The 25,546-nt window shown below is 35.7% G+C and carries 30 protein-coding genes; 6 read left to right on the top strand and 24 right to left on the bottom strand.

From position 1 onward, the window contains the following. Nucleotides 1–12: 12 nt before the first annotated feature. The gene (locus HF876_RS03645) at nucleotides 13–453 is read right to left on the bottom strand and encodes a VOC family protein (RefSeq protein ID WP_169358691.1); all 441 of its coding nucleotides are present in this window, start codon (nucleotides 451–453) and stop codon (nucleotides 13–15) included. A gap of 149 nt (nucleotides 454–602) precedes the next feature. Between HF876_RS03645 and HF876_RS03640 the strand changes: the two genes are divergently transcribed. Then, a complete protein-coding gene (locus tag HF876_RS03640; RefSeq protein ID WP_169358690.1) occupies nucleotides 603–788 on the top strand; it encodes a hypothetical protein in 186 nt (61 codons plus the stop codon). A gap of 284 nt (nucleotides 789–1,072) precedes the next feature. After that, nucleotides 1,073–1,624 carry a glutathione peroxidase gene (locus tag HF876_RS03635; protein ID WP_169358689.1) on the top strand — a complete coding sequence of 184 codons (552 nt, stop codon included), beginning with the start codon at nucleotides 1,073–1,075 and terminating at the stop codon, nucleotides 1,622–1,624. A 93-nt stretch (nucleotides 1,625–1,717) separates the two neighbouring features. On the opposite strand, the gene HF876_RS03630 is transcribed toward HF876_RS03635, so the two are convergent. From HF876_RS03630 to sstT, 3 genes are all read right to left on the bottom strand, one after another. Continuing rightward, the gene (locus HF876_RS03630) at nucleotides 1,718–2,218 is read right to left on the bottom strand and encodes an LURP-one-related/scramblase family protein (RefSeq protein ID WP_169358688.1); all 501 of its coding nucleotides are present in this window, start codon (nucleotides 2,216–2,218) and stop codon (nucleotides 1,718–1,720) included. A gap of 176 nt (nucleotides 2,219–2,394) precedes the next feature. Further along, the gene (locus HF876_RS03625; protein ID WP_169358687.1) at nucleotides 2,395–2,640 is read right to left on the bottom strand and encodes a hypothetical protein; all 246 of its coding nucleotides are present in this window, start codon (nucleotides 2,638–2,640) and stop codon (nucleotides 2,395–2,397) included. A gap of 108 nt (nucleotides 2,641–2,748) precedes the next feature. After that, nucleotides 2,749–3,981 carry a serine/threonine transporter SstT gene (gene sstT, locus HF876_RS03620; protein ID WP_169358686.1) on the bottom strand — a complete coding sequence of 411 codons (1,233 nt, stop codon included), beginning with the start codon at nucleotides 3,979–3,981 and terminating at the stop codon, nucleotides 2,749–2,751. A 297-nt stretch (nucleotides 3,982–4,278) separates the two neighbouring features. Here sstT and HF876_RS03615 point away from each other — a divergent pair, with 297 nt between their 5' ends. Both HF876_RS03615 and HF876_RS03610 read left to right on the top strand, forming a co-directional pair. Further along, on the top strand, nucleotides 4,279–5,100 hold the full coding sequence (locus tag HF876_RS03615; RefSeq protein ID WP_169358685.1) for an EcsC family protein: 822 nt from the start codon (nucleotides 4,279–4,281) through the stop codon (nucleotides 5,098–5,100). A gap of 313 nt (nucleotides 5,101–5,413) precedes the next feature. Beyond that, on the top strand, nucleotides 5,414–5,635 hold the full coding sequence (locus HF876_RS03610; RefSeq protein WP_169358684.1) for a hypothetical protein: 222 nt from the start codon (nucleotides 5,414–5,416) through the stop codon (nucleotides 5,633–5,635). Nucleotides 5,636–5,687: 52 nt separating this feature from the next. Here HF876_RS03610 and HF876_RS03605 read toward each other — a convergent pair whose 3' ends face one another. The 8 genes from HF876_RS03605 to HF876_RS03570 form a co-directional block, all read right to left on the bottom strand. After that, a complete protein-coding gene (locus HF876_RS03605; protein ID WP_169358683.1) occupies nucleotides 5,688–8,420 on the bottom strand; it encodes a carbohydrate binding domain-containing protein in 2,733 nt (910 codons plus the stop codon). A 258-nt stretch (nucleotides 8,421–8,678) separates the two neighbouring features. Further along, complete coding sequence (locus tag HF876_RS03600; protein ID WP_169358682.1) at nucleotides 8,679–10,148, bottom strand: protein adenylyltransferase SelO; 1,470 nt, start codon at nucleotides 10,146–10,148, stop codon at nucleotides 8,679–8,681. Nucleotides 10,149–10,288: 140 nt separating this feature from the next. After that, on the bottom strand, nucleotides 10,289–10,852 hold the full coding sequence (locus tag HF876_RS03595; RefSeq protein WP_169358681.1) for a group-specific protein: 564 nt from the start codon (nucleotides 10,850–10,852) through the stop codon (nucleotides 10,289–10,291). Nucleotides 10,853–10,866: 14 nt separating this feature from the next. After that, a complete protein-coding gene (locus HF876_RS03590) occupies nucleotides 10,867–11,538 on the bottom strand; it encodes an AlkZ-related protein (protein ID WP_169358680.1) in 672 nt (223 codons plus the stop codon). 14 nt (nucleotides 11,539–11,552) lie between these two features. Next, complete coding sequence (locus HF876_RS03585) at nucleotides 11,553–12,344, bottom strand: class I SAM-dependent methyltransferase (RefSeq protein ID WP_169358679.1); 792 nt, start codon at nucleotides 12,342–12,344, stop codon at nucleotides 11,553–11,555. Nucleotides 12,345–12,392: 48 nt separating this feature from the next. Then, nucleotides 12,393–13,235, bottom strand: a complete 843-nt coding sequence (locus HF876_RS03580; protein ID WP_169358678.1) for an alpha/beta fold hydrolase — start codon at nucleotides 13,233–13,235, stop codon at nucleotides 12,393–12,395. Nucleotides 13,236–13,253: 18 nt separating this feature from the next. Continuing rightward, nucleotides 13,254–13,958, bottom strand: coding sequence for a class I SAM-dependent methyltransferase (locus tag HF876_RS03575; protein WP_169358677.1), 705 nt, complete (start codon nucleotides 13,956–13,958; stop codon nucleotides 13,254–13,256). A gap of 16 nt (nucleotides 13,959–13,974) precedes the next feature. Continuing rightward, entirely contained in the window at nucleotides 13,975–14,307 is a 333-nt protein-coding gene (locus tag HF876_RS03570) for a hypothetical protein (protein ID WP_169358676.1), read from the bottom strand. 163 nt (nucleotides 14,308–14,470) lie between these two features. Here HF876_RS03570 and HF876_RS03565 point away from each other — a divergent pair, with 163 nt between their 5' ends. Together HF876_RS03565 and HF876_RS03560 are read left to right on the top strand one after the other, a co-directional pair. Further along, complete coding sequence (locus HF876_RS03565; protein ID WP_169358675.1) at nucleotides 14,471–14,686, top strand: NUDIX hydrolase; 216 nt, start codon at nucleotides 14,471–14,473, stop codon at nucleotides 14,684–14,686. Next, nucleotides 14,661–14,879, top strand: a complete 219-nt coding sequence (locus HF876_RS03560; RefSeq protein WP_169358674.1) for a hypothetical protein — start codon at nucleotides 14,661–14,663, stop codon at nucleotides 14,877–14,879. Before HF876_RS03565 ends, HF876_RS03560 begins: the two co-directional genes overlap by 26 nt. Nucleotides 14,880–14,951: 72 nt before the next feature. On the opposite strand, the gene HF876_RS03555 is transcribed toward HF876_RS03560, so the two are convergent. From HF876_RS03555 to HF876_RS03500, 12 genes are all read right to left on the bottom strand, one after another. After that, entirely contained in the window at nucleotides 14,952–15,131 is a 180-nt protein-coding gene (locus HF876_RS03555) for a hypothetical protein (protein ID WP_240949605.1), read from the bottom strand. A gap of 54 nt (nucleotides 15,132–15,185) precedes the next feature. Continuing rightward, nucleotides 15,186–15,767 (bottom strand): hypothetical protein, encoded by a 582-nt coding sequence (locus HF876_RS03550; RefSeq protein ID WP_169358672.1) that lies wholly within the window; start codon nucleotides 15,765–15,767, stop codon nucleotides 15,186–15,188. 108 nt (nucleotides 15,768–15,875) lie between these two features. Next, a complete protein-coding gene (locus HF876_RS03545) occupies nucleotides 15,876–16,247 on the bottom strand; it encodes a hypothetical protein (RefSeq protein ID WP_169358671.1) in 372 nt (123 codons plus the stop codon). Next, a complete protein-coding gene (locus tag HF876_RS03540; RefSeq protein ID WP_169358670.1) occupies nucleotides 16,244–17,032 on the bottom strand; it encodes a hypothetical protein in 789 nt (262 codons plus the stop codon). The genes HF876_RS03545 and HF876_RS03540 overlap by 4 nt, the downstream gene beginning before the upstream one ends. A 53-nt stretch (nucleotides 17,033–17,085) precedes the next feature. Further along, complete coding sequence (locus tag HF876_RS03535; RefSeq protein ID WP_169358669.1) at nucleotides 17,086–17,541, bottom strand: helix-turn-helix transcriptional regulator; 456 nt, start codon at nucleotides 17,539–17,541, stop codon at nucleotides 17,086–17,088. Between the two features lie 97 nt (nucleotides 17,542–17,638). Continuing rightward, on the bottom strand, nucleotides 17,639–18,832 hold the full coding sequence (locus HF876_RS03530) for an MFS transporter (RefSeq protein ID WP_169358668.1): 1,194 nt from the start codon (nucleotides 18,830–18,832) through the stop codon (nucleotides 17,639–17,641). Between the two features lie 190 nt (nucleotides 18,833–19,022). Then, a complete protein-coding gene (locus HF876_RS03525) occupies nucleotides 19,023–19,730 on the bottom strand; it encodes an ABC transporter permease (RefSeq protein ID WP_169358667.1) in 708 nt (235 codons plus the stop codon). Then, on the bottom strand, nucleotides 19,727–20,575 hold the full coding sequence (locus HF876_RS03520; protein WP_169358666.1) for an ABC transporter ATP-binding protein: 849 nt from the start codon (nucleotides 20,573–20,575) through the stop codon (nucleotides 19,727–19,729). Before HF876_RS03520 ends, HF876_RS03525 begins: the two co-directional genes overlap by 4 nt. 140 nt (nucleotides 20,576–20,715) lie before the next feature. Then, nucleotides 20,716–21,756 carry a LytTR family transcriptional regulator DNA-binding domain-containing protein gene (locus HF876_RS03515; protein ID WP_169358665.1) on the bottom strand — a complete coding sequence of 347 codons (1,041 nt, stop codon included), beginning with the start codon at nucleotides 21,754–21,756 and terminating at the stop codon, nucleotides 20,716–20,718. A 110-nt stretch (nucleotides 21,757–21,866) separates the two neighbouring features. Next, nucleotides 21,867–23,891 (bottom strand): TRAP transporter permease, encoded by a 2,025-nt coding sequence (locus tag HF876_RS03510; RefSeq protein WP_169358664.1) that lies wholly within the window; start codon nucleotides 23,889–23,891, stop codon nucleotides 21,867–21,869. Continuing rightward, nucleotides 23,881–24,390 (bottom strand): DUF1850 domain-containing protein, encoded by a 510-nt coding sequence (locus HF876_RS03505; protein WP_169358663.1) that lies wholly within the window; start codon nucleotides 24,388–24,390, stop codon nucleotides 23,881–23,883. The genes HF876_RS03510 and HF876_RS03505 overlap by 11 nt, the downstream gene beginning before the upstream one ends. A gap of 72 nt (nucleotides 24,391–24,462) precedes the next feature. After that, a complete protein-coding gene (locus tag HF876_RS03500; protein WP_169358662.1) occupies nucleotides 24,463–25,467 on the bottom strand; it encodes a TAXI family TRAP transporter solute-binding subunit in 1,005 nt (334 codons plus the stop codon). Between the last annotated feature and the right edge of the window lie 79 nt (nucleotides 25,468–25,546).

Below are 25,546 nucleotides of genomic sequence, written 5' to 3'. Positions count from 1 at the left end.
GTCTCCTATCTGCTAATCTTCAATAATTAACATATTATTTTCATCAAACTCCCATGTATCTGCGTAGGCAATCTCCCAATAATAACCGTCTAGGTCAGTAAAGTAGCCACCGTAGCCACCCCAATCTGTTGCTTGAGCTACTTTTTGGATAGTTGCGCCTGCTAAATAGGCCATTTTCATTAATTCGTCTACTTCTTCTTTTGTTTTTGCGTTATAAGCAAGTGTGAAGCCTGTAAATCCATTGGACACATTCGGTGGATTATCTGAATTTATGTCTTTTGAAAGTTCATCCAATGGATATAAAGCTATTTTAGTACCTTCATTTTTAAAGAAGATGATATGTGGATTTGATTCTGGTCCTCTTACAGAAGTAACAAATCCTAGCTTCTTATAAAATTCATGTGCACGGACAATATCTTTTGTCCCAAGTGTGATAATATTTATGCGATTCATTGTAATTCCTCCTATATATTTTTTCGAGATTGTGGACATATTCCATCTTTCATTGATCCAAACGTATGTCTATTAAAAGGATGTCCATAATAATAAAGCAGGAATAGTAGATTGGTAAACGTTGCTAATAATGAATAGGGAGTGAAAAAATGAAAAAACAGGATGACTTTATTACAAAAGCACCTAAAAAAGAAAAAATAACGATTGAAAACGGGTCTACCTATCCAAACGGTAACCATATTCCTGGTGACTCGGTTGATAAACATAAAGCACTTGAAGAGGCGAATATCATTCTAACTGGCGACGAGATCAAACAACAAAACGAAAATTTATAATTTTTTCAAATACTAGATGGTATCTCTATCTAGTATTTTTTTACGATTTTTCCTAAGTAAATTGGGACTCAAGAAACTCTCCTATTATTAATACAACAAAAGATTTTTCTTTCTTTCTTCCACATAAGTTGCAGTTTAAATATAAGGGGTGATCATTCTATAAACCTACCAAGCAATAATTTGGCAATTATTTAAGAACTATAATAGAATCAATTATATGAGTCTTACGGATTAGGTCTAAGTACTCTTATTATAAGTTTTTATATGGAGATAGGGGAGAAAAGATGAGTATTTATGATTTTGATTTTAAATTACCAGATATCGGTGGTAACATGGTTTCATTAGAAAAATTTAAGGGGAATGTAGTGTTGATCGTCAATACTGCAAGCAAGTGTGGTTTTACATATCAGTATGAAGATTTACAAAAATTATATGACAGATATAAGGAGCAGGGGTTTGTTGTCCTCGGATTCCCATCTAATCACTTCGATGACCAGGAGCCTGGTAGTAACTCAGACATTAATCAGTTTTGTAAGATAAATTTTGGTGTACAGTTCCCAATGTTCTCAAAGGTAAAAGTAAGAGATCAAGAGGCCGAACCTCTTTTTAATTACCTAACGGCAGTTAAGCCATTTAAAGGATTTAACAATTCTCATCCGTCTTCTCGAATACTAAGTTCCATCATTAATGAAAAGGTACCACATTATATGCAAGGAAATTCGATAAAATGGAACTTCACTAAGTTTCTATTAGATCGTAATGGTAACGTTCTTCATCGCTATGAATCTACTACAGATACCATTGATATGGAAAAGGATATTGAAGCATTATTATAATAAGCTTGGAGGTTAAATTTTTTTTATCAAAATATGATTCTTGTTTTCGAATTCAAGAATCATATTTTGAGATGCTTGTAGACAATCTAAAGCTTAAATCGAAGCAGTAGCAGATGAAGATGCTGCTTGGTCAGCCTTTACACAGTCAATCGCAATAACTAGAGAAATGATGATGGCTTCCATGTCCTCTTTCCAGATTTCCACCTGATAGCTATCCCCCCATGTGAACCATTCCTTACTCACTTGACCTACCACTTCTCCGTGCTGTAACACCTGAAAGTTCATATCCCACCAGTTACCATTTACCTCTATGCCTGCAGCATCAATAGAATAACGAGCCTTCAAGAAAGAGAATTCCTTCTTAATCGTTAGCACTTCTTTTCCGTTTACCTCCACAAAAAACTTCGGTAAAAAACTGAACATTTTTTTCGTAATGAGCGCTATTTCATTTCTGGAGGTATTCAAAATGGAGAACGTTTTTGGGATTTTCATAAAGCTACCCTCTACATAATATACATCGTTCTCCTGCTGATCCTTTACGGTGAACTTGCCACTTAGACTTAATACCTTTTGCTTTATATAAAGCTTTTTCATAATTTTTTCTCCTTTTGTTACATTTAATTATCGAACTGGCTACCCGTTATTTCCTCAGTTTTCTCAACATTCCTATAAGCTTTTGACTTCAATTCTTTTATTTCCATCATTTTTTTCAATATTACATATATTTTACTTCAATACACAAAAATAAAACAGCTGATTATTCAGCTGTTTCATATTCCTTGTACAAATTTCACTTCATCGTATCCGCAATTATTGCATGTAATGAGATGCGGGCAAATTTCTTCCTTGCTTGTATGAGAATAACCGTCTGCCATTTTAATGGTGTCTAGGTCGTTGTAATGAGCATAGGGATCTAGAAAATCACTTTCCTTGCCAGCGTCCTCTAAAGGGTTAGTACACTTTGGACAGTTCTCTTCAAATTCATTGAATGCATTGCACAGTGGACACTCGGACATAAAGATTCTCCTTTGGCCTTTAGCTTTAGTATCCTTCTATTCATTTAAAATATGTATAAAAAACACCCCTCTACAACGGATTGTAGAGAGGCACTTGATTTTCTTTTATTAAGAGTGAATAATAACGTCTTTTCCTTCTTTACGATCCTTTGCATATTCAGCAGTAGCTGTGAACAATACATCTGAGGATGAGTTTAATGCAGTCTCACATGAATCTTGGATGACTCCAATGATGAAACCTACACCTACCACCTGCATCGCAATTTCGTTTGGAATACCAAACAAGCTACATGCCATTGGAATAAGTAAAAGTGATCCACCTGCAACACCCGATGCTCCTGCAGCAGAAACAGCAGCAAGAACACTAAGAATTAGTGCGGTTGCAATATCTACATTTATGTCTAACGTATTAACGGCAGCAAGGGTTAAGACAGTTATTGTAACTGCTGCTCCAGCCATGTTAATAGTAGCTCCCAAAGGAATTGAAACAGAGTATGTATCCTTGTTCAACTCTAACTTTTTACACAATTCCATATTTACAGGAATATTAGCAGCCGAGCTACGTGTAAAGAAAGCTGTAATTCCACTTTCTCTTAATGTGCGGAATACTAATGGATAAGGATTTTTCCGTACGTATAAGTAAACAACTAAAGGATTTATAACTAAAGCTACAAATAGCATACAGCCTAATAATATAATAATTAATTGGCCGTATTCCATTAAAGCAGAAAGACCATTCGTTGCGATTGCATCAAAAACCAGCCCTAAAATACCAATAGGAGCAAGCTTGATCACCCATTTTACTAATTGTGAAATGGCATCTGAAATATTAGCTATAGCAGTTTTCGTTGTTTCTGCAGCATTCTTCAGAGTAAGCCCCAAAAGAATAGCCCATGTTAAAATTCCAATATAATTTGCATTTAAAATCGCATTAATAGGATTATCAACCACATTAAATAAAAGAGTTTCTAAAACCGCTAAAATATTACTTGGAGGTGTAACATCCTCTACTCCAGTCGTAAGCGTAAGCGTAACCGGAAATAGGAAGCTTGCAATAACACCAACAAGTGCTGCAAGAAATGTTCCAATTCCATAAAGTATAATAATTGACTTCATGTTCGTTTGCTGTCCGCTTCTATGAGAAGAAATTGCATGGATAACTAGGAACAAGACAAGTATAGGTGCAACAGCCTTCAAAGCACCAACAAATAAAGCACCAAAAATAGTAACCCAGCTTGCAGCTTCAGGTATTGTTAAAGCTAGAATAACGCCTATCAGAATACCCAGTAAAATTTGTTTAACGAGACTTACTTGGTTCCATTTATGTAAGAGTTTTTTCATGTTGTTCCCTCCGATATTAAACATGATAGCATATTTAACGATGTACCTGCTCTTTGATATGTTAAAATTTTATGATTAATTATATATAAATGCTAGTTTAACACGAAAATTATGAATTGGTAAACAATTATTTCGAAATAATATTTTCCATTTGTTACAGGTGCCTGGCACCTGTAACAAATGCACAAGTAACTTAACAATATTGAAACCAATAAAGATTTAAGCGCGTCATGTATGTAAGTTGAACAAGATTAGATTATAGTAGTGATAAGATATTATTATAAGGAGTAGTGATAGATGGAAACAAAAGACTATCTTCTTACACATTTAGAAGAGATAGAAGCCTGGGAGAAAGATCAGAAGGGTTTATGGTTTTGGGAAAAGCTCGGACGTCTTCCTTTTAAGGTCTTAGATAAGTTAACTCCTGCTTTTATACAAGAAAAAATTGGTTTACTTGTCTCTGAAATAGGTAGCTATATACAAACGGGTGGTAAATACTTAATCAATGAACAAACGATGATTAATAAGATTAAATCATCTACTCCTTACGACCCTATTGAGTCTATAGAGGATATTGGGAACATTCCATTAAAAGATATAATCGTACTGAGTGAAAGGTTACAAAAAGGACGTGTGAAGTTTGCTACTCTTCAGGGTGCGACTACGGGGGTTGGTGGCATATTTACACTAGCAATCGATATTCCCGTGATTCTTGGTACTGCACTAAAAACTTTGCAGGAAATTGCGATTATTCATGGGTATGATCCAAACGACAAACAGGAGCGTGTGTTTATCATTAAGTGTCTGCAATTTGCGTCTGCTGATATCGTTGGAAAAGAATCCATTTTAAATGAATTATCGGTTCTTCATGAAAATAAACCGACGTCAGAAAATATGCTGTCCCAGTTAAAAGGCTGGCAGGAAGTATTTTTCACCTATCGTGATCAATTTGGGTGGAAGAAGCTCTTTCAAATGGTACCCATAGCCGGAATTATATTTGGAGCATTTGCAAATAAAGGAATGATCCAAGATATAGCAGAGGCTGGCATCATGCTTTACAGGAAAAGAAGAATTTATGAAAAGCTCAATAAATTAGAAAGTGATCATACAGCTATATAATAAACTTCCACGAAAAAGTAAAACATACAGTGTAACTTTTTCGTTTTTTTGTATGCTTAGAGGGTAATCGGACGGTTTTATCTCATAATCGGTCGGTTGACTCCATTAATCGGTCGGTTTCTCTAAATAATCGGTCGGTAAACTTCATTAATCGGTCGGTTTTTCCAAATAATTGATCGGTCTGCTTCATAAATACAATCAATATCTACCATACTTTATCTTGTCACTTTTTCTTGTTCTATATTCCTTTCTATCTCATAAAATATAGAGATTCTATTTCAGAATTAATTTATTTGATAAAGGGGAAAAGCACATGTTCGCAGTACATTTTTATGAAAATAATATAATTGTATTAACTCAAGCGTTAAGAAACATTCCTGCAGTAGACGAAGACTTAAAAATTAAAGGTCGCAAGTGCAAGGTTCTAGACGTCTCCTATAATGATAACAATCATGTGCATGTTCAAATAGAATTTGAGAAAATAGTAGAAAAAAGTAAAGCTGCAGCAGAGCTAGGCAAGAAGAAAAAGAGATAAATTAAAAAAGAGGAGAAAGTGTAAATTCACTTTTTCCTCTTTTTCTAATACCTTACTTGCCTGGTTTTCCGGGCTTCTCTGGCTTTGGTTTTTCAGGTTTACCCGGTTTATCTGGCTTCCCAGGTTTACCAGGCTTCTTTACTTCCTTTTCATAGCTCAGCTTAAAATCATCAAAGTATGCAGCTGTTGTAGTGAAGTAATTGGATGTTCCAGCAAATAGACGAGCATATTTTGCCCCCTCTGGAGCTGTAACGGTCGCTTTTACCGTCTGCCATTCCTTATGACCGTTACGGATATGGATAATATTTTCACCATCTCGATCACTACCTACTTGTATTCCCTTTTCGTCAAAATAACGAATAAAGAAGCTTACGCTACCGTCTTCTAAAAAGAGATTAGTAGAAGCTGTATACTCGATTCCTTCTTTTATAGAAATCGAATCGGTTTGTGCGAAAACAGTTTGCTTTTGGTCGGTATCGTTAATTTTTAAGCTGTTCTTACCAGATTTTTTACGTAAATCGCTTATTTCAAAGGATGCATTGGATGGAAATGCACCAAATAAGGATGACCAACCTGGTATGCTTCCTTTCTTGACCTTGTCTTCGAATCCTGCATTTTTAATCGGAACATTGACAGTCTCATAAATCGGTTCCTCAGGATTTACAACTTCTCCACCATCCACTACAGGAATCATAAATAGATGAGTTGCATCGCCGTCTATATAATAGATATTTTCATTTCCTTCATTGTCATTCGCTAGAACCATAAAGTCAATTTCAGGTCCTGAATTGATCAATGAAACATGGTCTAAGTTTTCAGAGGAAGGGTCTATTACTGTAAGCTTTCCACCTACATCTGTGTATAGCAGACCATCTTTTCCGATTTCAATATGGACCGGTCTCCACATCCCCCTATTTTTTATCTCTGGATATATATTTTTATACTTTATCACTTCATGAGTCGCAGGATCCATTGCAAAAATAATGCCGTCTACTGCGCCCCATAATGTTCCGTTATCATCAAACGTTAATCCGCTAATTATTGGAGGAGCATCTAGTTCTGGAATATCTAATTCAAATTCCTTCAATTTTTGCTCGCTTGCCATATCCCATATAAACATTTTTGCCTTTGACGTGCTCGGAGGAATATCAAGCCCCCCTCTTACTGTAGTGGAGCCGTAAATTAAACCGTCCTTATAGGCTAATCCAACAATACTTTGATCCTGAACCACATTACGATAAGTTTTTCTATCTCCCGTAACAGAATCATAAATCGTAAGTGCCCCGCCAAGCTTTTGATAATCCGGTATAGTACCGATTAATAATTTGTTTTCTACAAATTTCATAATGTACGGCCGATCCTGCTGCTCCGGCTTAAGATCAAAAAGTGTTTCTAACGCCATTGTTTCTGTATTCATCCTTTGAATAGCAGCACCTCCGTAGATTCCAAAATATAAATCATTCCCATTTCCTGCTACAATTCCCTCTGCCTGTCCCTGGGAATACGTTACAAATTGCCCTGTTTGGATATTATATTTCGAACCCTTTGGTCCCCCCGGATAAGTAGTCATATAAAGATTACCATCTGGACCTTCCCCAAGGTTATGAAGTTTAAGTGGAAGTGCTTGCATAGCCGTTGGCAGGGTAACAGTTTTATTTGTCTCTAGATTTGCAGCAAATATTTGACCTGTCCTATTCATAGTTACTAGAGAGAGACCTGGAAGATCTTCTCTTCCCAAATCTACAAATGCCCCTCCTCGTAAGCCGGCTCCATATCTAATTCCTGTTTCACGCGTCTCTAATGTATTGATATCAACTTCTTCAATGTGACGATTGTGAATTACATAGGTTTTATCTCCATTGACAGGTAGCTGGATAAAACCAAAGCTTCCAAAATCATCTGCCGATCCATCATGTAGTTTTCCAAGCTTTTTATCTGACACCCATTCTTGGTTAATTAAATCATAAAAAAGTATAGCCGATTCTCCTCCATCATCAAAACGAGCAAATAGATAGTTACCGACTACAGCCATATCGTAAACGAATTTAATTTGGCTGACAGGCTTCCCTAAAATGTCAGGTACATTTTTTGTAATATCCTCCTTTTCCATTGTTTCTACATTAATGCGGTAGACTTTGCCTTCCACTCCTAAACCAGCATATAAGTATCCATCATGATATTCTAGAGAACGAATATAGCTAGCATTGTCAGCATCAATCTTTCCATAGTCAACAAAAGATTTAGTGGCAACATCATACTTATAGATACGCCCATCGCCTTCTGCATACGTACCAATATATGCGTTTCCATTATCGTCCGTAGTACTACTCCATGCTTGGTGTCCAGCATTAGGTGTTCCTAGCTTTTCGACAACCTTTGTTGTTGGGGAATAGCTCCAAAGCTCTCCTACATTTCCCTCTCCGAGTGCAGCAATATACACTGTCCCATTAGAAGCAATAGTATGACTCCACACTTGAGATACCTTTGCTAGCTGCTGAGAAAATATTAGCTTATTTTCCTTCACATCTACTACATTAAATACTCCACCATTCGCTGTAGCATAAACTACATCTCTTCCATTTTCTTTTCCAAAAGCAGCGTTTAATAGAACAACTTCTGAGGCACCTATTCCGAGATTTACAGGTGACTTAAATCCCCTATCCTTAAGCTTTGCTATTACATCTTCTTCTACAGAATTAGCAAAACTAGTCATAGGCAAAACAGCAAAGATTAACATGATGCTTAGAAAAAGAGAAACAGCACGAATAAATTGTTTTCTCCCCATTAAACAACCTCCTTTATCAGCATAATTACAATTTTCAGTATATTATCCCTTTGTAATTATAGATATGTCTTAAAAGAGTCTTAATTATAGTTGATATATAATACCTACCTTAATCTATTAGGTCTAATGATTTAGATGCTCTTTACTTAAATCAAAAAAAAACCTTCCAAACATATTTTGTTTGGAAGGTTCTTGTTGATACTTATTGATTAAGAAAGTTAATTTCATTAAATAAAAGTCAAAACTAGAATCTATATTTCACGTTCCACAGAAAGTTTGATATCCACAGCTTGAGTCTGGTGGAAGCTTCGAGTACTCTTGGTTATCGGCTGAATAGTCGTAAGGGTTTTGTAGTACTGACACTAAGCTTTCCATCACTTGATAGTCTCCTCTATCAACCGCTGCCTCTATCGCCTCTTCCACACGGTGATTTCTCGGAATGACAGTAGGATTATGCTCCTTCATCATTTGTATTACTTCTTGTTTTGATTCTTGTTGTTTTTCTAATCTATCTAGCCACTTTGTTTGCCAATCATTAAATTCAACAGATTTAAAAAGTTCATTTTCATCTAGCTCTTCCATAGTTAGAGCTCTGAAGGTGTTTGTATAGTCTGCTTTATACTTCTGCATTAGTTCTAGAAGCTCTTGGATGAGGGCTAGATTTCCTTCTTCTTCATGGAATAATCCTAGTTTTGCTCTCATGCCTTTTAGGTAATTTGTTTGGAAATGTTCTGGATAGGCAGATAACACTTCCTGTGCAAGTTTTATTGCTTCCTCTTGATCCTCATGAATAAGGGACAATAAACTTTCTGCGAGTCTAGCCAGATTCCAGCCACCAATACCTGGTTGGTTGCCGTATGCGTAACGTCCTTGAGTATCAATTGAACTGAATACAGTATTCATATCATAGGTGTCCATGAACGCACATGGACCATAGTCAATAGACTCTCCGCTGATGCTCATATTATCTGTATTCATCACTCCATGAATAAACCCTACTAGCTGCCATTTAGAAATAAGAGATGCTTGACGCTTCGTTACCTCCTCGAGGAAAAGTAAATATTTGTTCTCTTTATCCTCCAACGCAGGATAATGTCTGTTTATCGTGTAGTCAGCTAGTGCCTGTAAGTCCTCATATGTCCCGTAGGTTGCAGCAAACTGGAACGTACCAACTCGAATATGACTGTTAGCGATTCTCGTCATTACAGCCCCTTGTTGAAGTGTTTCTCGGATTATTGATTCGCCAGTAGTTACAACTGAAAGACTACGTGTCGTCGGTATTCCTAATCCATGCATCGCTTCACTAATAATATATTCACGAAGCATAGGACCAAGTCCAGCTCTTCCATCTCCTCCGCGAGAATAAGGAGTTTTACCAGAGCCTTTTAGTTGTATATCAAAACGCTTCCCATCAGGGGTTAATTGTTCTCCATACAATAATGCCCGACCATCTCCTAGCATAGTAAAGTGTCCAAATTGATGACCAGCATAGGCTTGTGCAAGAGGCTTACTTCCTTCTGGAGCACTATTTCCAGCTAGTATTTGTAGACCTTGTTCACTTTTAAGATAGTCTTTATTCAATCCTAGCTCAGTGGCTAGTGATTGATTTAAAACGGTAAGCTTAGGGGAGCTAACAGGATTAGGATCTATTATTGTAAAAAACATTGGCGGAAGACTAGTATAACTATTGTCTAGATTCCATCCAGCTTGGTTTTGAGTTTCTGACATCGAACCTTCCTTTCTTATCAATTACTTTTTTCTTATGTATTTATTATACCCTTCTTAAATGTGTGATACGCTAATTTAGAATTTCTATACAAAAAAAAGAGCAGCAGTCGCTGTTCTTTTTCTAGGTTTATACCTATTTTTTAAATCTGCTTCTCACTCCAGTTAACATGATTTACACCATAAATATTAATTTTTCCAAGACTTAAAACATGAGGAATATAGGCAAACATCCCGAAGTTTATACCTTTCTTACTTTCTTCAGCAAAGTAGATTAATGTATCTTCGGGGATTGCATTTAACATTGGAAAAGAGTCCATTTGAATAATTTCCACTTCCTCTTCAGGTATATCTGAAGATGGTCCCTTGTAATTGTCTTTGCGATAATAATAGATTGCATTTAAGTTATCATGTAGTCTTTCAATTGGGATTTCATAAAATAATAGGTCCTTTTTTATGCTTACCCCTAACTCGGACAATGCTTCAAAAATGTAGTTTGGATGAAGTGGCAATAAAAATATAACATCATTCCACAAACAATCTAGTTTAGGTATTTTCCTCTGCAAAAGACTTTCCCTTTCTGGACTGTTACGATATTTCTCGCTATATTGCTTATAAAGCTCGTTGTCTAAGCCTTTTATATAATTTAGCGGTAATAGTTCATCGCCAATCATTTTCTTTGGCACCATATGATATAAAAACTCCATTGAACCCCCACATTCTATTGCAGTATTTTAATTATTTTTTTCATCGCATTCTCATTGCACTTGTTCTCAAAATGAGCAATTAAATAGTCTTTAGATTCCTGTCTACTATGGCCAAGCTTCTGGATCCCATTTCTGATAGTCCATGCATCATAGGTTTCAAAGGCTGTGGAGTTCCAACCATTTTTCTCTCCATGTTCATCTGTCTTCTCTTGAATTCCAGCAATTACGATATCCATATAACCTTGAAGTTCTAACAATGCATTTTCAAAAACTTTCTTTTGCTCCTTTTGTATCAGACCCGACTTTTTCCGTAAAACTCTAGTATCTATTCCCTGTTCTTCTTGAATTAATTGAAAAACTACTAAAGCCTCTCTTGATAGTTTGCCATCTGCAAAACGTTGTTCTACTGAATCTTCTTCACCTAAAACCCTTTTAAAGTATGGGAGTAGCTCCCTTGAAATGAGCACCGACTTTTTCTTAATAAACTTGCCGTATCCTGCCGTTCCATCCATCGAAAATTGTGTCCTCCACATCCATGGATCAAATTCGGTATCTGAATGCCAGACTTCTTTAGCAGTTATACTTCCTAATGAAGGATAATCAGGGATAAGAGGCGCAAGGGGCAATAGCCCAAATTCTTCAATTATATGTATAGCTTCCTTGTAGGTTTTAATTTGTTTATGCATAGTGATAACACTCCTTATTTAAGCGCTAATTGGACTGAAAGTTGGATTTTTTCCTCGAAACGTCCAGTAGGTTCAATTTTTAGTAATTCCTCTCTTAAATGCCTTTCAAACACATGAGAATTGTAACCTAAAAAATGTTTAGCACCATAGGAGGATGAATATATATTGCCGATTATAGAATCTATGTTCCAGCTATGTTGATATGGTGGAAGCTCAATGGTTTCCAAGTCAAAGTTAGAACGATTAATAAGCTGTTCATAAGTCTCACTCGGCGGTCGATAAACAGTATTTCCAGCTCTTCGTTCGCCACCATACCAATGCTTCATGACTTCATCCACTTTGAGTTCCCACAAACTAGGCGTGACTTTGGTGGAAGCAGGGTCAATAACCGCGATACCGCCTCCTCGTGAAACCATACTAAACAACAGTTCAAGTGTTTTTTCACGTTCCATCCAATGAAAAGCTTTGGCAATTGTTACTAGCTTAAATGATTCCTCATGATTAGTTTTATAATTATCCAAATCGCCTAGAAACCACTCCATATTACTAAATCTAGACTCCTGCTGTAAATGGACAGCCTGCTGAATCATTTCTGCTTCCTGGTCTATTCCCACTATTCTTTCAAACCAATCGACAAATCTTAACGCAAGTCTTCCATCACCACACCCTAGATCTAACATTTGTCCCGTTCCGTCTAAAGCGAACCTTTGGATTAAAAATCGAATCAGAGTAGCTGGATATAGAGGTCTGTACCGGGAATAATACAAAGCTGTTCCTGTGAACAATTCATTGCCATACTTATCCATATATTTATATAGCCTCTCTTTCTAGAGAACATAACTTGCTTACTGTAGTCATTCTACGAGAAACCTATTTATAACTTGTGTAAATAACTCTTTTTCTTCTATGAATGGATAGTGATTACTTTCTTCGAATATATCGAGCGTGGAATATTCTAGTATTTCATGCATTTCTAAAGAAAACTCTACTGGACACTGAACGTCATGTCTCCCACACAAAATATGCACGGAAGTTTTGACCTTATCAAGTTGACGTGTCACGTCGTAAATCAGAGCCTCTCTCCCAAAAAAGTTTAGTCTGCTAGCACATATTTTTTTATGTATGTTACTCGAAAAAAATGATTCATAATTATCAGGTCTATATAAAGAAAATTGAGTTCTTTCTTTTGAGAGTTGATAGCGTTCTTTTATTGTAAGAAGTGGATTTTTTAAAAGTTGCATTAATTCTTGCATTCTTTCATAATTCGGGTGTTCTTCATTATAAATACACTTAGTTGAGGAAGAGCTAAACTCTCTTGCCGAAGATCCCACAATAATAAGAGATTTAAGAGATTCAGAAAAATGGATACCATAAAGTAAACCAATCATTCCACCTGTCGAATGTCCAGCAAAGGTCCACTTCTCGTAACCATAGGTCTGCCGTATGGACTCTAAATCAAGTACTGCGTCAATCATACTTAATTCGTGTGGAGAACTAGGCTTGTCTGTGTTACCTGCATCTCTCAGGTTTACAAGAAACACTTTGTTTGTACTTGTATAAGTATTAGCAAAATAATCACCACTATCGTTGAATTCAGAGTAATTGTGTGTAACGCAAACCGGCTCTCCCTTTCCTTTTGTAAACACCTCAAAATTTCCTCGAGAAGTTTCTATCATTTGATGTACCCATTTAGACATAAAACTGCTCCCATCAATCTACTTTTTTTGAAAAACTGCTGTCATAAAACCAGCTAAGCCAAGTGTTTCTGCGGGTGGCTTTATTTCCCTCATTTGTCGTATCTCTATCTCCTTAAATTCCTTAAAAATAGCTCGTAATTTAGATTCATCATATCCAAGCCCCCCTTTTAAGCTTAGTGAACGATAAACCTCTTCGTCAGAAATTGTCGCTCCACCATATTCGCTATTTGGAGAAAAGCAAGTAATAGCAAAATAGCCTCCAAATTTAAGTGCTCTCTGTATTAGTTGGATATAACTCATTCGCCGATGAGGAGCGATATGGTGAAAACACCCTGAATCATAGACAATGTCATAGCTACCTTCCTGAATATTCAGCTCAAAAATATTTTGACAGATAAAGTTAACATCAATATTTTCTTTTTTTGCTCTCTCGGTTGCCCATTGTATTGTTTCTTTTGAAATATCAACCGCATCAACTGCAAATCCTTTATTAGATAAGTAAATGGCATTTCTGCCAGGTCCACATCCTAGCTCTAACACATTACCTTGTTTAAATATATTTCGTTCCACATATTGTACTAAATTTTCATCAGGCTTTACCGTGAAAAAAGGAACCTCTCTTTTCCGATCACGATAAAAATCGTCCCAAAAAAATTTTGGCTCCCTTAAAAGACTGTCTAACACTATTAATAAATCCTCTTGTTCTGTTATCAATCGTCCCATACCTAGACCTCTTTCATTAATCAATAAAATAAGGATAATAAGTGAATGCAGTTATGCAAAAGCTCACTACAATGAATAGCAGTAGTCCTAATACAATAGGAGATCCTCTAAATTTAAATTGAAAAGGTGTAACCCCGCCACCATCCTGTCCATTCCAGCCTTTCAAATGAGCGTTCTCTTCATTGCTATTTCTATTAGAATTAAGTTGAAGAAACCAGATGAGGCCAAATACCGCTAAACTACCAAGAAAAATGACATCTACGAATTTCCAATCTAATAGAATAGAAACTCCCCATAATATAGCTGTTTCTACTAGGACAGTAGCTAAAATGATATATAAGTTTTTCACCCCATAATTCCCCCATTTAAACATTTATTGTAATTATCTGTTAATACTATTATACTCTAAAATTTGTAAATTAAGTAAACATTTTTTCGCTTTTCATTTTATTATTCAAAGGAGGTTTTTACAAATTTATATCGAAATAGTTTAAGGTGTAAGGAGGAATTTGATGCTAAATGATAGGGATTCACTACCAAAGGACAGAAGAATTGCTGGTGTTCATTGTATACCCATAACCGAACAAGGCATGATCATGCTTTCGTGGGACAAGGCAGAACAGCAAATCACCACTATTGGAGGGCGTATAGAAAATGGCGAGAGTTTGGAGGAGGCTTTAGAGCGGGAAGTGATGGAGGAAGTTGGAATCTACTACCGATACATATAAAGTTTGGTACCTATCAAAAATAAAAATACTTGGAAACTATGACTTTAACAATGAGAAAACGGGTTATATTATAAGTAATTTTAGTACATTTGAAATGATGGTCAAACAGCTAGAGAGCGAGCAAGCATTTAGACTTCAAATTCTACAACTAGCAAAGAAAAAAGCTTTAGAAATTAAATGGCTTACCAAATAAATCGTAAAGGCCCTCTTTTTCTTCTGGCTATGTTAAGGAATGAAATTAATTTATACGTTTTAAATATTCTACTTATTTACTCTTCTTTAAAATAAACATTTCTCTAATAAAGGCACCGATAGCCACAGAAATGAAGATAGTAGATATTAAATTCATCACCCTAATAAATGTATGGGTCGTGTAAATAACTTGAACGCTTTGAACAATTACAATTAATCCGAATAAAATGATGGCTATTATTACTTTCTTCAATTGGCTAACAACCTTTCTTACGTTACAGTAGTTGTTTTCATCTAACATTTTTTTCTAGTTAGTATTATTAACCTTAAATTCAACTTGCAATTTAAGGTTATAGTTTTTCTTTTGTTCAGTTTTCTCGTTAGCTTTCACATAAAAATCAGCAGAGCCGTTTACGATATAACGTCCTTCTGGAAATTCCTGATTCATAATTTGACTTATAAAATCTACATATTCTTTTTTATCCTCTGAAGTGTAGCCGCCACTTCCCCAATATTCTGCACGGAGTGGTTCCCCTTTTCTTAGTTTAGTGCTTAATAATGGAGTATCCATTCCGTATCCGATTTCAAAGTTTCTGGTAGTTTCAACCATTGGGAAAGAAAACGGGGAAGCTGAATGAAAAATTTCAATTTCATCTTTTTCTCCTGTATATTCTAATTCAGCATAAATTTTTATAGGTTCATTCTTACCGTACTCTGCTTTTTCTGTCACAAGTCGATATACAAAATCTTCTTCTATAGCTTGGGCTTTTGTATCTAAAGGTTTCGTATCAGACGGTTCGGTATCAACCTTCCTATCAACCTTTTGTTGACAGCTCACTAAACATAAGTACAGAACTATTAAAGACACAAGGAAACCTATTTTATACATTATAATCCCTCTTTATTTTTATGAATTAGACGAGGAAAAAATATATTCGTTTCAAAGATCTAACGGCGGAATTGCTCATATCCCATTCTGAACACTAACTCCGATTTATTATTTGAACGGTAATAGTTGCTCCGAATCTTCGTATTTAGAAGCCATAGTCCCTACTAATCCCACTACGTCACATTTATCATCTTTACAACCAAAGATATATGCCTGCTCACTGGTATATACAATTACGTTATAGTGATAAGGAAATACCCCTCCCTTGTTTCTATCAACCATTTGATTGACTGCTAGAACTCCCTCTGATTCGTCTATTGTTTTAAATTTCTGACTGCTTATTACTAATTGTACCATTTCTCCTAAAATGACCCGATCCTTTTCGTTAGGTGTATACATCCCTTTCCAGAAAATATTGCCAAACAGCAATACATTTACACATAAACTTATAACTAAAATTATAACTAACCAATTTTTCATCTTTTCCTATCCCTCCTACCAGTTGATCTAATGACAAACCATTGTGGGATGCAATTTAAAAGGAAGATAATAAAAAATATAGTTGTTTGCCTAAATGGTTTAAAAAAATATCCCCAATCCTCTTTTATATCCATCATGTGTATAAAATATAAAGAACTAATAGCAGATAATAAATTCCCTACAACTAGAACGGGTACAAATAGAAATGCTTTGCAAATATACGCTAGAGCTATACAAATGATAATCATTGATAGGTATCCGAGCAATGACCCTTTTGTATAATCCAAATACATGCCGTAGTAGCCAAAAGGCAAACAATAAAACAAAAGAACCAAAATAAGTAAACTCGTATTCCGCACCTTCCACTTATACTTTAAAAGGCTGCCAGCTAAACTGGTTAGGTATAGGAGAGAAACAATCAAAGAAAAATTTCCGTAGCTCAAATTCAATAATTTGTTTAGTCCAAAAAGTGGAATGACGAAAATAACATACAAAGGATATTGTATATTAGCTAATACATCTAAGACAACATAATCGAAAAGATGATTTTCCGTAAGATTTACAACAAATATAACTAAGGTTGCTACAAATCCAATGCCATATAAAGCAGTGCCATCCTTTACACTCGAGTAATATAGGATGCCTATTAAGAACAGTACAGAAATAGCTAAGTTGAAAATACTTATCCGATGGTCTGGAAATTTAATCGCAGGCATGAAATTAATAAGCAATGCGCTGATGAAAATAACTATAATTATAATTTGATATTTGTTTATATTCTTCATACCAAAACTCCCCTTTAGTGTAATTTTACACTAAAGGGGAGTTTTAGACAACATTAAATTTTCTGACTAATAACATTCCACTTATCTCTTGCTACCGCTTCATCAAACGTGCTAAGAATTCGATAATTTTCTTCATCTACTATTCGAAAATGCTTGCTAAGTACATTTTGCTGTAAGCGAAAACCATTTTTTTCTTCAACATTTTTCCACCATATATAGCCACCTAATGTTTTATCCTTTGGACGTATAATCACATCGTGGGCAGTGAGCTCTATTACCTCCATAGGATCTCCACCAATATGATTTTGCAAGGTTGGGCTATCACGGAATAAGGCACATATAGCGATAGTGGTCGTCCAATTTGCTAGTGTCCTTCCCTTTTCTATTTGAACTAATGTTTTTTTGGAGATTCCTAGTAGATCCGCCATTTTATCTTGGGTATAGTCGTTCTCTACTCTGACTAGCTTGAGGCTTTCAGAAGTAATATGTATTAAGAAATCACGATCCATGCAAATCACCTCGCGTTGTTTACACTCATTATAACTGATACAGTTCCAACAACATACAGAAAGCTCAGTAATATAACTGAGCTCCTGCATGACAACTTTAATTAAACAACCTTCTATTCTTTAAAACTACCAAGCTCACCAAAAGTAGTAGTACACCTGAAAGAATAAATACTATTCTTACGCCGACTAAATCTACTGCAATACCTATGGCTAAGGAAGATATACCAAACAGCCCAGTACCTACTGTACCTAAAGATGTATAAACGGTTAGTAACTTTTCTTTCGGGACGCTTCGCTGAATAATTGTTTGTTGCGGTATATTTTTCAATTGGCTAGTTAGTCCAATAGCTACAGATAATATAATCGCTAGTAATGGAAAACTTATAGAACCGAATAGGATGGTAAGAATACCGCTAATGAATGCGCCATAGCCGATAAAATATTGCTTATAGGTATCTGTCACAGTGGAATATTTCATACAAATAATGCTTCCTACTAATAATCCTATAAAAAATGCTCCATTAATAAAGCCCCACCATTGTTCTCCTTCATGGAGGGCAGTCTCCACATAAATATACAGAATGGCTGCTATCCAAACAGCCCCTGCTATCGTCTCTAGAATATCCATTAGCATAATTTTTTTAAGAACCGGAGTTTTCTTTATACTAATCCAGCCTTCGGAGAACTGGTTCCAGAGGGTATCTTTCTCATTTTCCTCATGACTTACATCTTCTAAAAGCCACATAAGTATAGTGGAAACTAAAAAGAAGCCACATACTATAAGTATTAACCAATTGGGGCTTAGCAATAAAAGTAACAATCCGCCGAACAACCAAGCACCAATTTGCAATAACTGAGTGACAGTTTCTACGATACTATTAGCCTTTATCAGCTGAGCATCTTCCACATAATGAGGTAGGAAAGCTCGCATGATCGGATTGGCACAGCCATCTAACAAAGCAATTCCACCTATTACAAAGAAAATGTACCAATAATTAGTTGAATGCATAAAAAACAATAGAAAAACTACTAACAATGCTAATAGCAAAGTTTTTCCTGCCTGTGACCATACTAGTAAGAACTTTAGCCTATATTTCCCAAGAAATAAAGGAGTCACTAAACTAGAAATAAACATTGCAGTAGTAATCGTAAATGGCACTATGGAAGAAATGGTGGCTGAACCCGTTAAGTCATATAAAACACTAATAACACCTACTAGATAAAAAACATCTCCAAGGTTTGCAATCGATTGACTAGTTAGTAATACTATAAAATTTTTATTTTGTTTCATAATTATCCCCCATATTAATTTCGTTCATTTAATACGGAGTTAAATTAAATTGGACTATACATTATTTTTATCCTCTCGTCTAAATACCTTAAGGAGTAGCTCTGGGGGATACAAAGCTTCTCCTATATTCGGCATTATTTTTCTTTATCAAATTCATTTTAATATTTCAGTCGGTTTACATTTCCTTTTATTAGTCTACCATTTGTTTTTTATAAACAATAGCAGTAATGATATAAATTACTACTGACCATAGAGCGATTATACCTAAATGGCTCCAAACTTCTCCAAACCCAGCTCCAGCATCTATCCTAGTTGCTAATTCTAATAGCTGAAGGTTTGGTATATATTCAATTACACTTAAAATAGGATATTTATCACTAAAGCTTTCGATTGCTGTTCCCATAGAAAACAATAAAATAACTGGCAACACGATCACAGAAGACTCCATTACTGATTTTGCTATTAACCCTAGTAAAGTACCTAAGCCTATAAAAAATATCGCACATAAGGCTAATCCTAATAATAATACAGGTACGTTGGCTGGAGAATACTCAGCAAGCATTACACTAACAATAGCTACTATCATTGTTAAAACGAATGATAATGCACTTTTCCCACCAAGAATTTCATACGTATTTGCAGGGGATAGCATTAATCCGCGCAATGTATTTCTTTCTTTTTCCTCTGCAATCAAGCAGCATTGAACATACGAGCCTACCATTGTTAACGCAAAGCCTATCGTCAAATTACCATTCAACAATGGATCCATTCCCATCCGGCTAAAAATAGCTGCCATTAAAATAGGTAAAAAGACAACAACTGAGACTGCCATGTTTCTACTAAATTCCTTAAAGTCCTTTTGAAAAATTGCGTTTACACGTTTCCATGAAAATGTCATATTAATTCTCCTCCAGTCACTTTGACAAAAATATCACCTAATGTAGGCTCATTGGAATGTACAGTGGAAATACGATTTTCCTTCATCAATTGGAACATCGTATCTGCTCCAGCCTCATCCCTTTTGATTATGATCGTTTCATTGTTTGTTAGCTCAACGGTCATCGTTCCATCTGAAAATTGTTTCTTCAGCTCGCTAGGTTTATCCAATAATTGAATTTTCCCTTTATTTAAAAATGCAACTCGATCGCAAAGGGTTTCAGCCTCCTGCATGTCATGTGTTGTTAAAAAGATTGTGGTTCCTTTTTTATTTAATGCACGTAAGCCGGTATAAATATGTAACGTGTTTGTTGGATCTAACGCAGACGTTGGTTCATCTAAAAACAAAAGCTCTGGCTCATGGAGAATAGCTCTCGCTAGTACTACACGTTGTACCATTCCTTTAGATAATTCAGCGATTTTTTTCTTACGTGCCTCATTTAAGTTAACGAATCCAAGAGCCTCATCTACTTTCGAAATCGGTAAATCATATAGCTCACAGTAAAGCTTTAAATTTTCAAAAATTGTTAATCTACTATAGAGTCCACTATTATCGGTAAGAACACCGAATCGCTTTCGTTCACTAGCCTTTTTAAAGTTAGATACACTTTCGCCAAAAACGAACGCTTCCCCTTCTGTGGGATCCAGCTGACCCGTTAGTATTTTAATAGTAGTCGTTTTACCAGAACCACTTGGTCCAAGAAATCCAAAAATTTCACCTTTTTTTACTTGAAAGTTTACATCCTCCACTGCCTTAAAGTTGGAAAAATATTTGGCAAGGCCTTTTACTTCAATTACATTTTCCATTTGAAAACCTCCTAATTGTTTGGTTTAGCATTTCGTATCTACAACCTAAGATTAGAAGATATTTAATGGAAAGACATTATAATTACCGTGAAAGGAGTTAATTTTAGGATGAATGAACTCCTTTTTATGGTGAATGGAGCTTATTTGAGGCCCAACATTCCCTTTAAATCCGCCATTTTGGTCTTTGAGAGTGGTACGGACGATTTTTCTGAGTCATCTAGTACTAAGCTATAACTGTTTCTTGTCCAAGTAATGACTTCCCGCACTTTTTGTAAATTTACTATATAGGAACGATGGCAGCGAAAGAAACCAAAAGCCAATAATCTTTCTTCTAAGTCATTCAACGTAAAGGAACATGCAAAGCTTTCCCCTTTAATATGTAAATAGGTTTGTCCTTCTGTGCTTTCTATGTAATCAATCTCTGGAGGGTCAAATAATACAATTTTTTCATTTACTTTCGTCGGTATTTTTTCGAAACGAATTGGCTGAATTACTTTTTCTTCTACTACTTCATCGGTATTGGTAATTTTGTCAGTAGTCGGCTCACTCCTATCTATTACTTCACCATTGTCTTCTTCCTTAGTTAAAACTGGGCGCAGTCCTTTTTCATCTAATCGGTATACATTATCGGAACAAGCAACTCCACTTTCTACTTGGCCAGTTAATATTAAGATTACTTTTTTTGCTAGACGTAGCTCTCTTAAAAGTGAAAAAAGAATCCTTTTCGACTCGATATCGAGATTTTGATCTGGTTCTTCCATTATGTATATATCAGGGTTTTGTATAAGCAACCATGCAAGCTGTACTCGCTTTCTTTCAGAGTAAGTCAAACTCTTTAGTTTCTTATTCTTTTGAGCATCTAGCTGCACTGCTTGTAATATGCTTTCTATTTGTTCAGAGGAATTAAATAGTTTTTGATAATATTTTAAAGTTTCAACTACCGTTAGTCGTTCATAACAACCTTCATGTAAAAAGAAAAAACCTATTTTTTTATCTGGGAGATAATCTACTTTACCATTGGAAAGTCGTGTTTTTCCTAGAAATGTATTTAAAAGCTGCTCTTTAACATTTACTGTAGAAACGATTGCCGTTACCTCTCCGGGTTGTATTGTCAAATCAAATTCAGGAAAATGAATCATATCATTTGTATGCTTACCAGCTTGAATGAATTTTAACGTCATAAATATATCCTCTATTCTATGTATTCTGTTAAATTTAATTATACCAATATATTCATAATTTTACATATGAAATAAAACCACGAGCCATAATTAGCTCGTGGTTTTAGCTTTTATAGAGCAATAGCTTGTTTTTCCTTTTTCTCTCGAGTAAATAATTGGATGATGAATAATATAGCGAAAATAATTAACCCTGTAATATCAGAAATACCTTCTGGATAGATTAACAATAAACCTGCACCTATTGCCAGTATTCTTTCAATCCAGCTGACTTTTCGATACCAATATCCAATCATACCTGCTCCAATAGAAATCATTCCAGTAACAGCGGTGAATGTTACCCAGATAATTTCCCCGAATGTCGTATCAATCATGAGCAACGTCGGAGAAAATACAATCATATAAGGTATTATAAAGGCGGCAATCGCTAGTTTAGAAGATTGAACACCTGTCTTAATAGGATCTCCACCAGAAATACCCGAGGCTGCAAAGGCGGCCAGTGCTACCGGAGGGGTTATATCTGCTACTATTCCAAAATAGAATACAAAGAAGTGAGCAGACAATATGACAACTAGTGGTATTGCATTTTGTGCTACATCTGGTGCTAGTAAGGTAATGATAGCTGGTGCAGCAATAGTCGACGTTATAACATAATTTGCTGTTGTTGGAGCTCCCATTCCTAAAATTAGAGATGCAATCATAACGAAGAATAAGGTTAGTATAATACTTCCACCCGCTAGCTTAACTAAGCTAGTTGCTAGACTAAGACCTAATCCTGTTTTCACGACTACTCCTACAATAATCCCAGCACAAGCAGTGGCTGCTACTACACCTAGTGCAGTTCGTGCCCCGTCTACTAAAGCATCTAAAATTTCTTTTGGCCCTAAACGTGTACTTTTGTTAATCGCACCTACAACTATACATGCTACCACGCCATATAACGCAGCATGGATAACAGGTACACCTGTCATCATTAAAATAATGATTAAGAAAATCGGTAAGATTAAATAAATCTTTTTAAAGATTTCTTTACGATCTGGCATTTGTTCATCTGTTAACCCACTTAAACCCAAACGTTTTGCTTCAAAATGAGTCATAATCCAAATTCCTGTAAAATAAAGAAGCGCTGGAATTGCTGCGGCTTTCGCAATATCCCAGTAGGTGACTCCACGACCGATAAATTCTACCATAAGGAACGCGGCTGCCCCCATGATCGGTGGCATTAACTGCCCACCAGTTGATGCAGAAGCCTCTACAGCTCCAGCGAATTCTTTTCTATAGCCTAATGATTTCATCATCGGAATGGTGTAAGATCCTGAAGTAACAACGTTTGCTACCGAGCTCCCGGAAATAGTTCCTTGTAAAGCTGATGAGAAGATTGCAACCTTTGCAGGGCCTCCAACCATTTTCCCAGCAACAGCTACTGCCAGGTCATTAAAATACTGTCCAACCCCTGTTTTAACTAGAAATGCTCCAAACAATAGGAATGCAAAAATATACGTAGAGGAAACTGCTAACGGTGTTCCTAGAATTCCATCCGTTGAAAAGAACATTAGCTTAACGATATTATCTAAGCTTTGTCCTCGATGAGCCATAAACGCAGGGAAGTATTCTCCAAAATAGGCATATACTAAAAATAACCCTGCTATAATAGTGATCGGCAAGCCTACAGCTCGGCGTGCAGCCTCTAAAACTAATATAATAGCAACTAAACCGACTATAAAGTCTAAGGTTTCTAGACCACCTAAACTTTTAACAAGTCGTTCGTAATTAATTACCCAATGGCTTCCTACAAAAATTGCCGCTGCTCCTAGTATATAATCATAAAACGGTATTTTTGTTTTAGAAAGTTTCTTACGAGCTGGGAATAATAAAAATACAAATAATAAACCGAAGCCCAAATGAACAGTACGCTGTATTTGCGCTGGATACTGTCCAAAAATTGCCGTATACAACTGAAATAAAGAGAATGCTAGCAAGCCAAAATAAATAACATATTTAAAATTACTACCTACACTACGTGTATTAGATTCTGGATCGTATTTCTCTAGCAGCGCCTGCTGTTCCTCAGCTGACAACTCTTTAAAATTACTTTCTTCTGCATTCCGCTCTTTTTTATTGCCTTTATTATTGCTCATTCAGGTTAACTCCTCTCGCTATGTCAAATAATGATAGCTTTTTCACTTCGAATAAATAAGATTTCCCTTTTTCTAGTTTTACTTTTAAATTGTATTTCTTCTTTTGGTATTGTAAAAAAAGCTGATCTTCAACATCTCCTACAAACATAGTAAAAGAAGGCAACGCTTCATGAGCATACGATAGAGTGTATAAACCATCTTTATATACAAGTGTTTGCCCCTCTTCTGCGTAGCTCGGCATTCCAATCGCAACGTCACTATATTCCATTGTTAGTAAGAGAATTTCCTTGTTATTTAGTACCCGGTAATTTTCAATAACATCTGTTTTATGTATAGTATGAGTAAAAATAATTTGGAATTCTTTTTCCTTTTTTAAAGGAAGATAATGAGTAATTGGTAATTCCGTACGTGTTTCGGTAAAGGAGAGGGCAGGTACAAAAGGTATAAAGATAAAAGAGAAAGTTATCATTATAAGAACAATAATTATTTTATTTTTCATGAAGTGGAAAGCCTCTCTTAATTAGAAAAGAGACTCGAAGCTGTACGCATCAAAGCCTCTTTTCACTAATGATTACTTGTTTACTTCATCAAAATATTTTTGAGCACCTGGATGAACTTCTATTCCAATACCATCTAGAGCTGTTTCTGCTTTAATAAATTCACCTTTAGCATGGCTAATTTTATCTGTATTGCCATAAATCGCTTTTGTGATTTCATAAACTAAATCCTCTGGAAGGTCTTTCTTAACTGCTAGCATTGCTAATACAGAAACTACTGGAACTTCTTCAGAAAGACCGTAAGTACCTTTAGGCACAGCATCTACAGCATAATAAGGATATTTTTCAATAAGTTCTTTTGCTTTATCTTCTGTAACAGAAATAATATTTACTTTTTTAGTTGCATTTAAAGCTTCCACTGCGGAAGTTGGGTAACCTGCAGTGATAAATGCAGCTTGAATTTGTCCAGTTGATAACCCATCAGTAGATTCACCAAAATCTAAGTTTTGAGCTTCAATATCATCTTCTATTGATAGACCATGAATTTCTAAAAGTTGCTCAGCATTTGCATATGTTCCTGAACCAGGAGCCCCTACAGAAACCTTTTTGCCTTTAAGATCCTCAAATGAATTAATTCCTGAATCCGCTAAGGTAACTAGTTGAACCGTTTCTGGATAAAGTGCACCAATTGCAACTACCGTATCTAACTTGTTTCCTTCGAACATTTCTGTTCCTTCTGTACCATAATAAGCGATATCAGTTTGTACGAAGGCAATTTGCCCTTCATCATCTTCATGTAAAGCTGTCATATTCGCAGCGGAAGCTTGAGATACCTCAGCAGTTGTTTTTATACCTGTCTCTTCAGTAACTAAATCAGCAAAAGTACCACCTAGTGGGTAATACGTACCTTGCGTTCCACCAGTTAATATACTTAAAAATTTATAATCTGCTTTTGTTTTGGCTGAGTCCCCAGAACCCGAGTCTGACCCACTATCGGAGTCACTAGTTCCACAAGCTGCTAAAAATACTAAAGCAAAAATGCTTAAGACTGCTAACCATTTAAATTGTCTAGTTTTCATATTTTACATTTCCTCCCTTTTTATATAAAAGTACCCTTTGTTCTCTATAATTCTATCATAAATACTTCATACGATGTCA

The organism is Psychrobacillus sp. BL-248-WT-3 (assembly GCF_012843435.1).
In the GTDB taxonomy this organism is placed as follows: Bacteria; Bacillota; Bacilli; order Bacillales_A; family Planococcaceae; genus Psychrobacillus.
Note: the sequence above shows the minus strand (reverse complement) of the source record. Positions and strands in the feature narration are given on the sequence as shown.

Bases quoted from the DNA above. Each gene is read 5' to 3' on its own strand.
- HF876_RS03540 (WP_169358670.1), bottom strand. From the start codon at position 17,032: ATGAAGAATATAAACAAATATCAAATTATAATTATAGTTATTTTCATC.
- HF876_RS03530 (WP_169358668.1), bottom strand. From the start codon at position 18,832: ATGAAACAAAATAAAAATTTTATAGTATTACTAACTAGTCAATCGATT.
- HF876_RS03600 (WP_169358682.1), bottom strand. From the start codon at position 10,148: ATGTCAGAAACTCAAAACCAAGCTGGATGGAATCTAGACAATAGTTAT.
- HF876_RS03585 (WP_169358679.1), bottom strand. From the start codon at position 12,344: ATGGATAAGTATGGCAATGAATTGTTCACAGGAACAGCTTTGTATTAT.
- HF876_RS03515 (WP_169358665.1), bottom strand. From the start codon at position 21,756: ATGACGTTAAAATTCATTCAAGCTGGTAAGCATACAAATGATATGATT.
- HF876_RS03565 (WP_169358675.1), top strand. From the start codon at position 14,471: ATGCTAAATGATAGGGATTCACTACCAAAGGACAGAAGAATTGCTGGT.
- HF876_RS03520 (WP_169358666.1), bottom strand. From the start codon at position 20,575: ATGGAAAATGTAATTGAAGTAAAAGGCCTTGCCAAATATTTTTCCAAC.
- HF876_RS03645 (WP_169358691.1), bottom strand. From the start codon at position 453: ATGAATCGCATAAATATTATCACACTTGGGACAAAAGATATTGTCCGT.
- HF876_RS03595 (WP_169358681.1), bottom strand. From the start codon at position 10,852: ATGGAGTTTTTATATCATATGGTGCCAAAGAAAATGATTGGCGATGAA.
- HF876_RS03525 (WP_169358667.1), bottom strand. From the start codon at position 19,730: ATGACATTTTCATGGAAACGTGTAAACGCAATTTTTCAAAAGGACTTT.
- HF876_RS03575 (WP_169358677.1), bottom strand. From the start codon at position 13,958: ATGGGACGATTGATAACAGAACAAGAGGATTTATTAATAGTGTTAGAC.
- HF876_RS03615 (WP_169358685.1), top strand. From the start codon at position 4,279: ATGGAAACAAAAGACTATCTTCTTACACATTTAGAAGAGATAGAAGCC.
- HF876_RS03590 (WP_169358680.1), bottom strand. From the start codon at position 11,538: ATGCATAAACAAATTAAAACCTACAAGGAAGCTATACATATAATTGAA.
- HF876_RS03500 (WP_169358662.1), bottom strand. From the start codon at position 25,467: ATGAAAACTAGACAATTTAAATGGTTAGCAGTCTTAAGCATTTTTGCT.
- HF876_RS03580 (WP_169358678.1), bottom strand. From the start codon at position 13,235: ATGTCTAAATGGGTACATCAAATGATAGAAACTTCTCGAGGAAATTTT.
- HF876_RS03545 (WP_169358671.1), bottom strand. From the start codon at position 16,247: ATGAAAAATTGGTTAGTTATAATTTTAGTTATAAGTTTATGTGTAAAT.
- HF876_RS03640 (WP_169358690.1), top strand. From the start codon at position 603: ATGAAAAAACAGGATGACTTTATTACAAAAGCACCTAAAAAAGAAAAA.
- HF876_RS03635 (WP_169358689.1), top strand. From the start codon at position 1,073: ATGAGTATTTATGATTTTGATTTTAAATTACCAGATATCGGTGGTAAC.
- HF876_RS03505 (WP_169358663.1), bottom strand. From the start codon at position 24,390: ATGAAAAATAAAATAATTATTGTTCTTATAATGATAACTTTCTCTTTT.
- HF876_RS03630 (WP_169358688.1), bottom strand. From the start codon at position 2,218: ATGAAAAAGCTTTATATAAAGCAAAAGGTATTAAGTCTAAGTGGCAAG.
- sstT (WP_169358686.1), bottom strand. From the start codon at position 3,981: ATGAAAAAACTCTTACATAAATGGAACCAAGTAAGTCTCGTTAAACAA.
- HF876_RS03550 (WP_169358672.1), bottom strand. From the start codon at position 15,767: ATGTATAAAATAGGTTTCCTTGTGTCTTTAATAGTTCTGTACTTATGT.
- HF876_RS03610 (WP_169358684.1), top strand. From the start codon at position 5,414: ATGTTCGCAGTACATTTTTATGAAAATAATATAATTGTATTAACTCAA.
- HF876_RS03535 (WP_169358669.1), bottom strand. From the start codon at position 17,541: ATGGATCGTGATTTCTTAATACATATTACTTCTGAAAGCCTCAAGCTA.
- HF876_RS03605 (WP_169358683.1), bottom strand. From the start codon at position 8,420: ATGGGGAGAAAACAATTTATTCGTGCTGTTTCTCTTTTTCTAAGCATC.
- HF876_RS03625 (WP_169358687.1), bottom strand. From the start codon at position 2,640: ATGTCCGAGTGTCCACTGTGCAATGCATTCAATGAATTTGAAGAGAAC.
- HF876_RS03510 (WP_169358664.1), bottom strand. From the start codon at position 23,891: ATGAGCAATAATAAAGGCAATAAAAAAGAGCGGAATGCAGAAGAAAGT.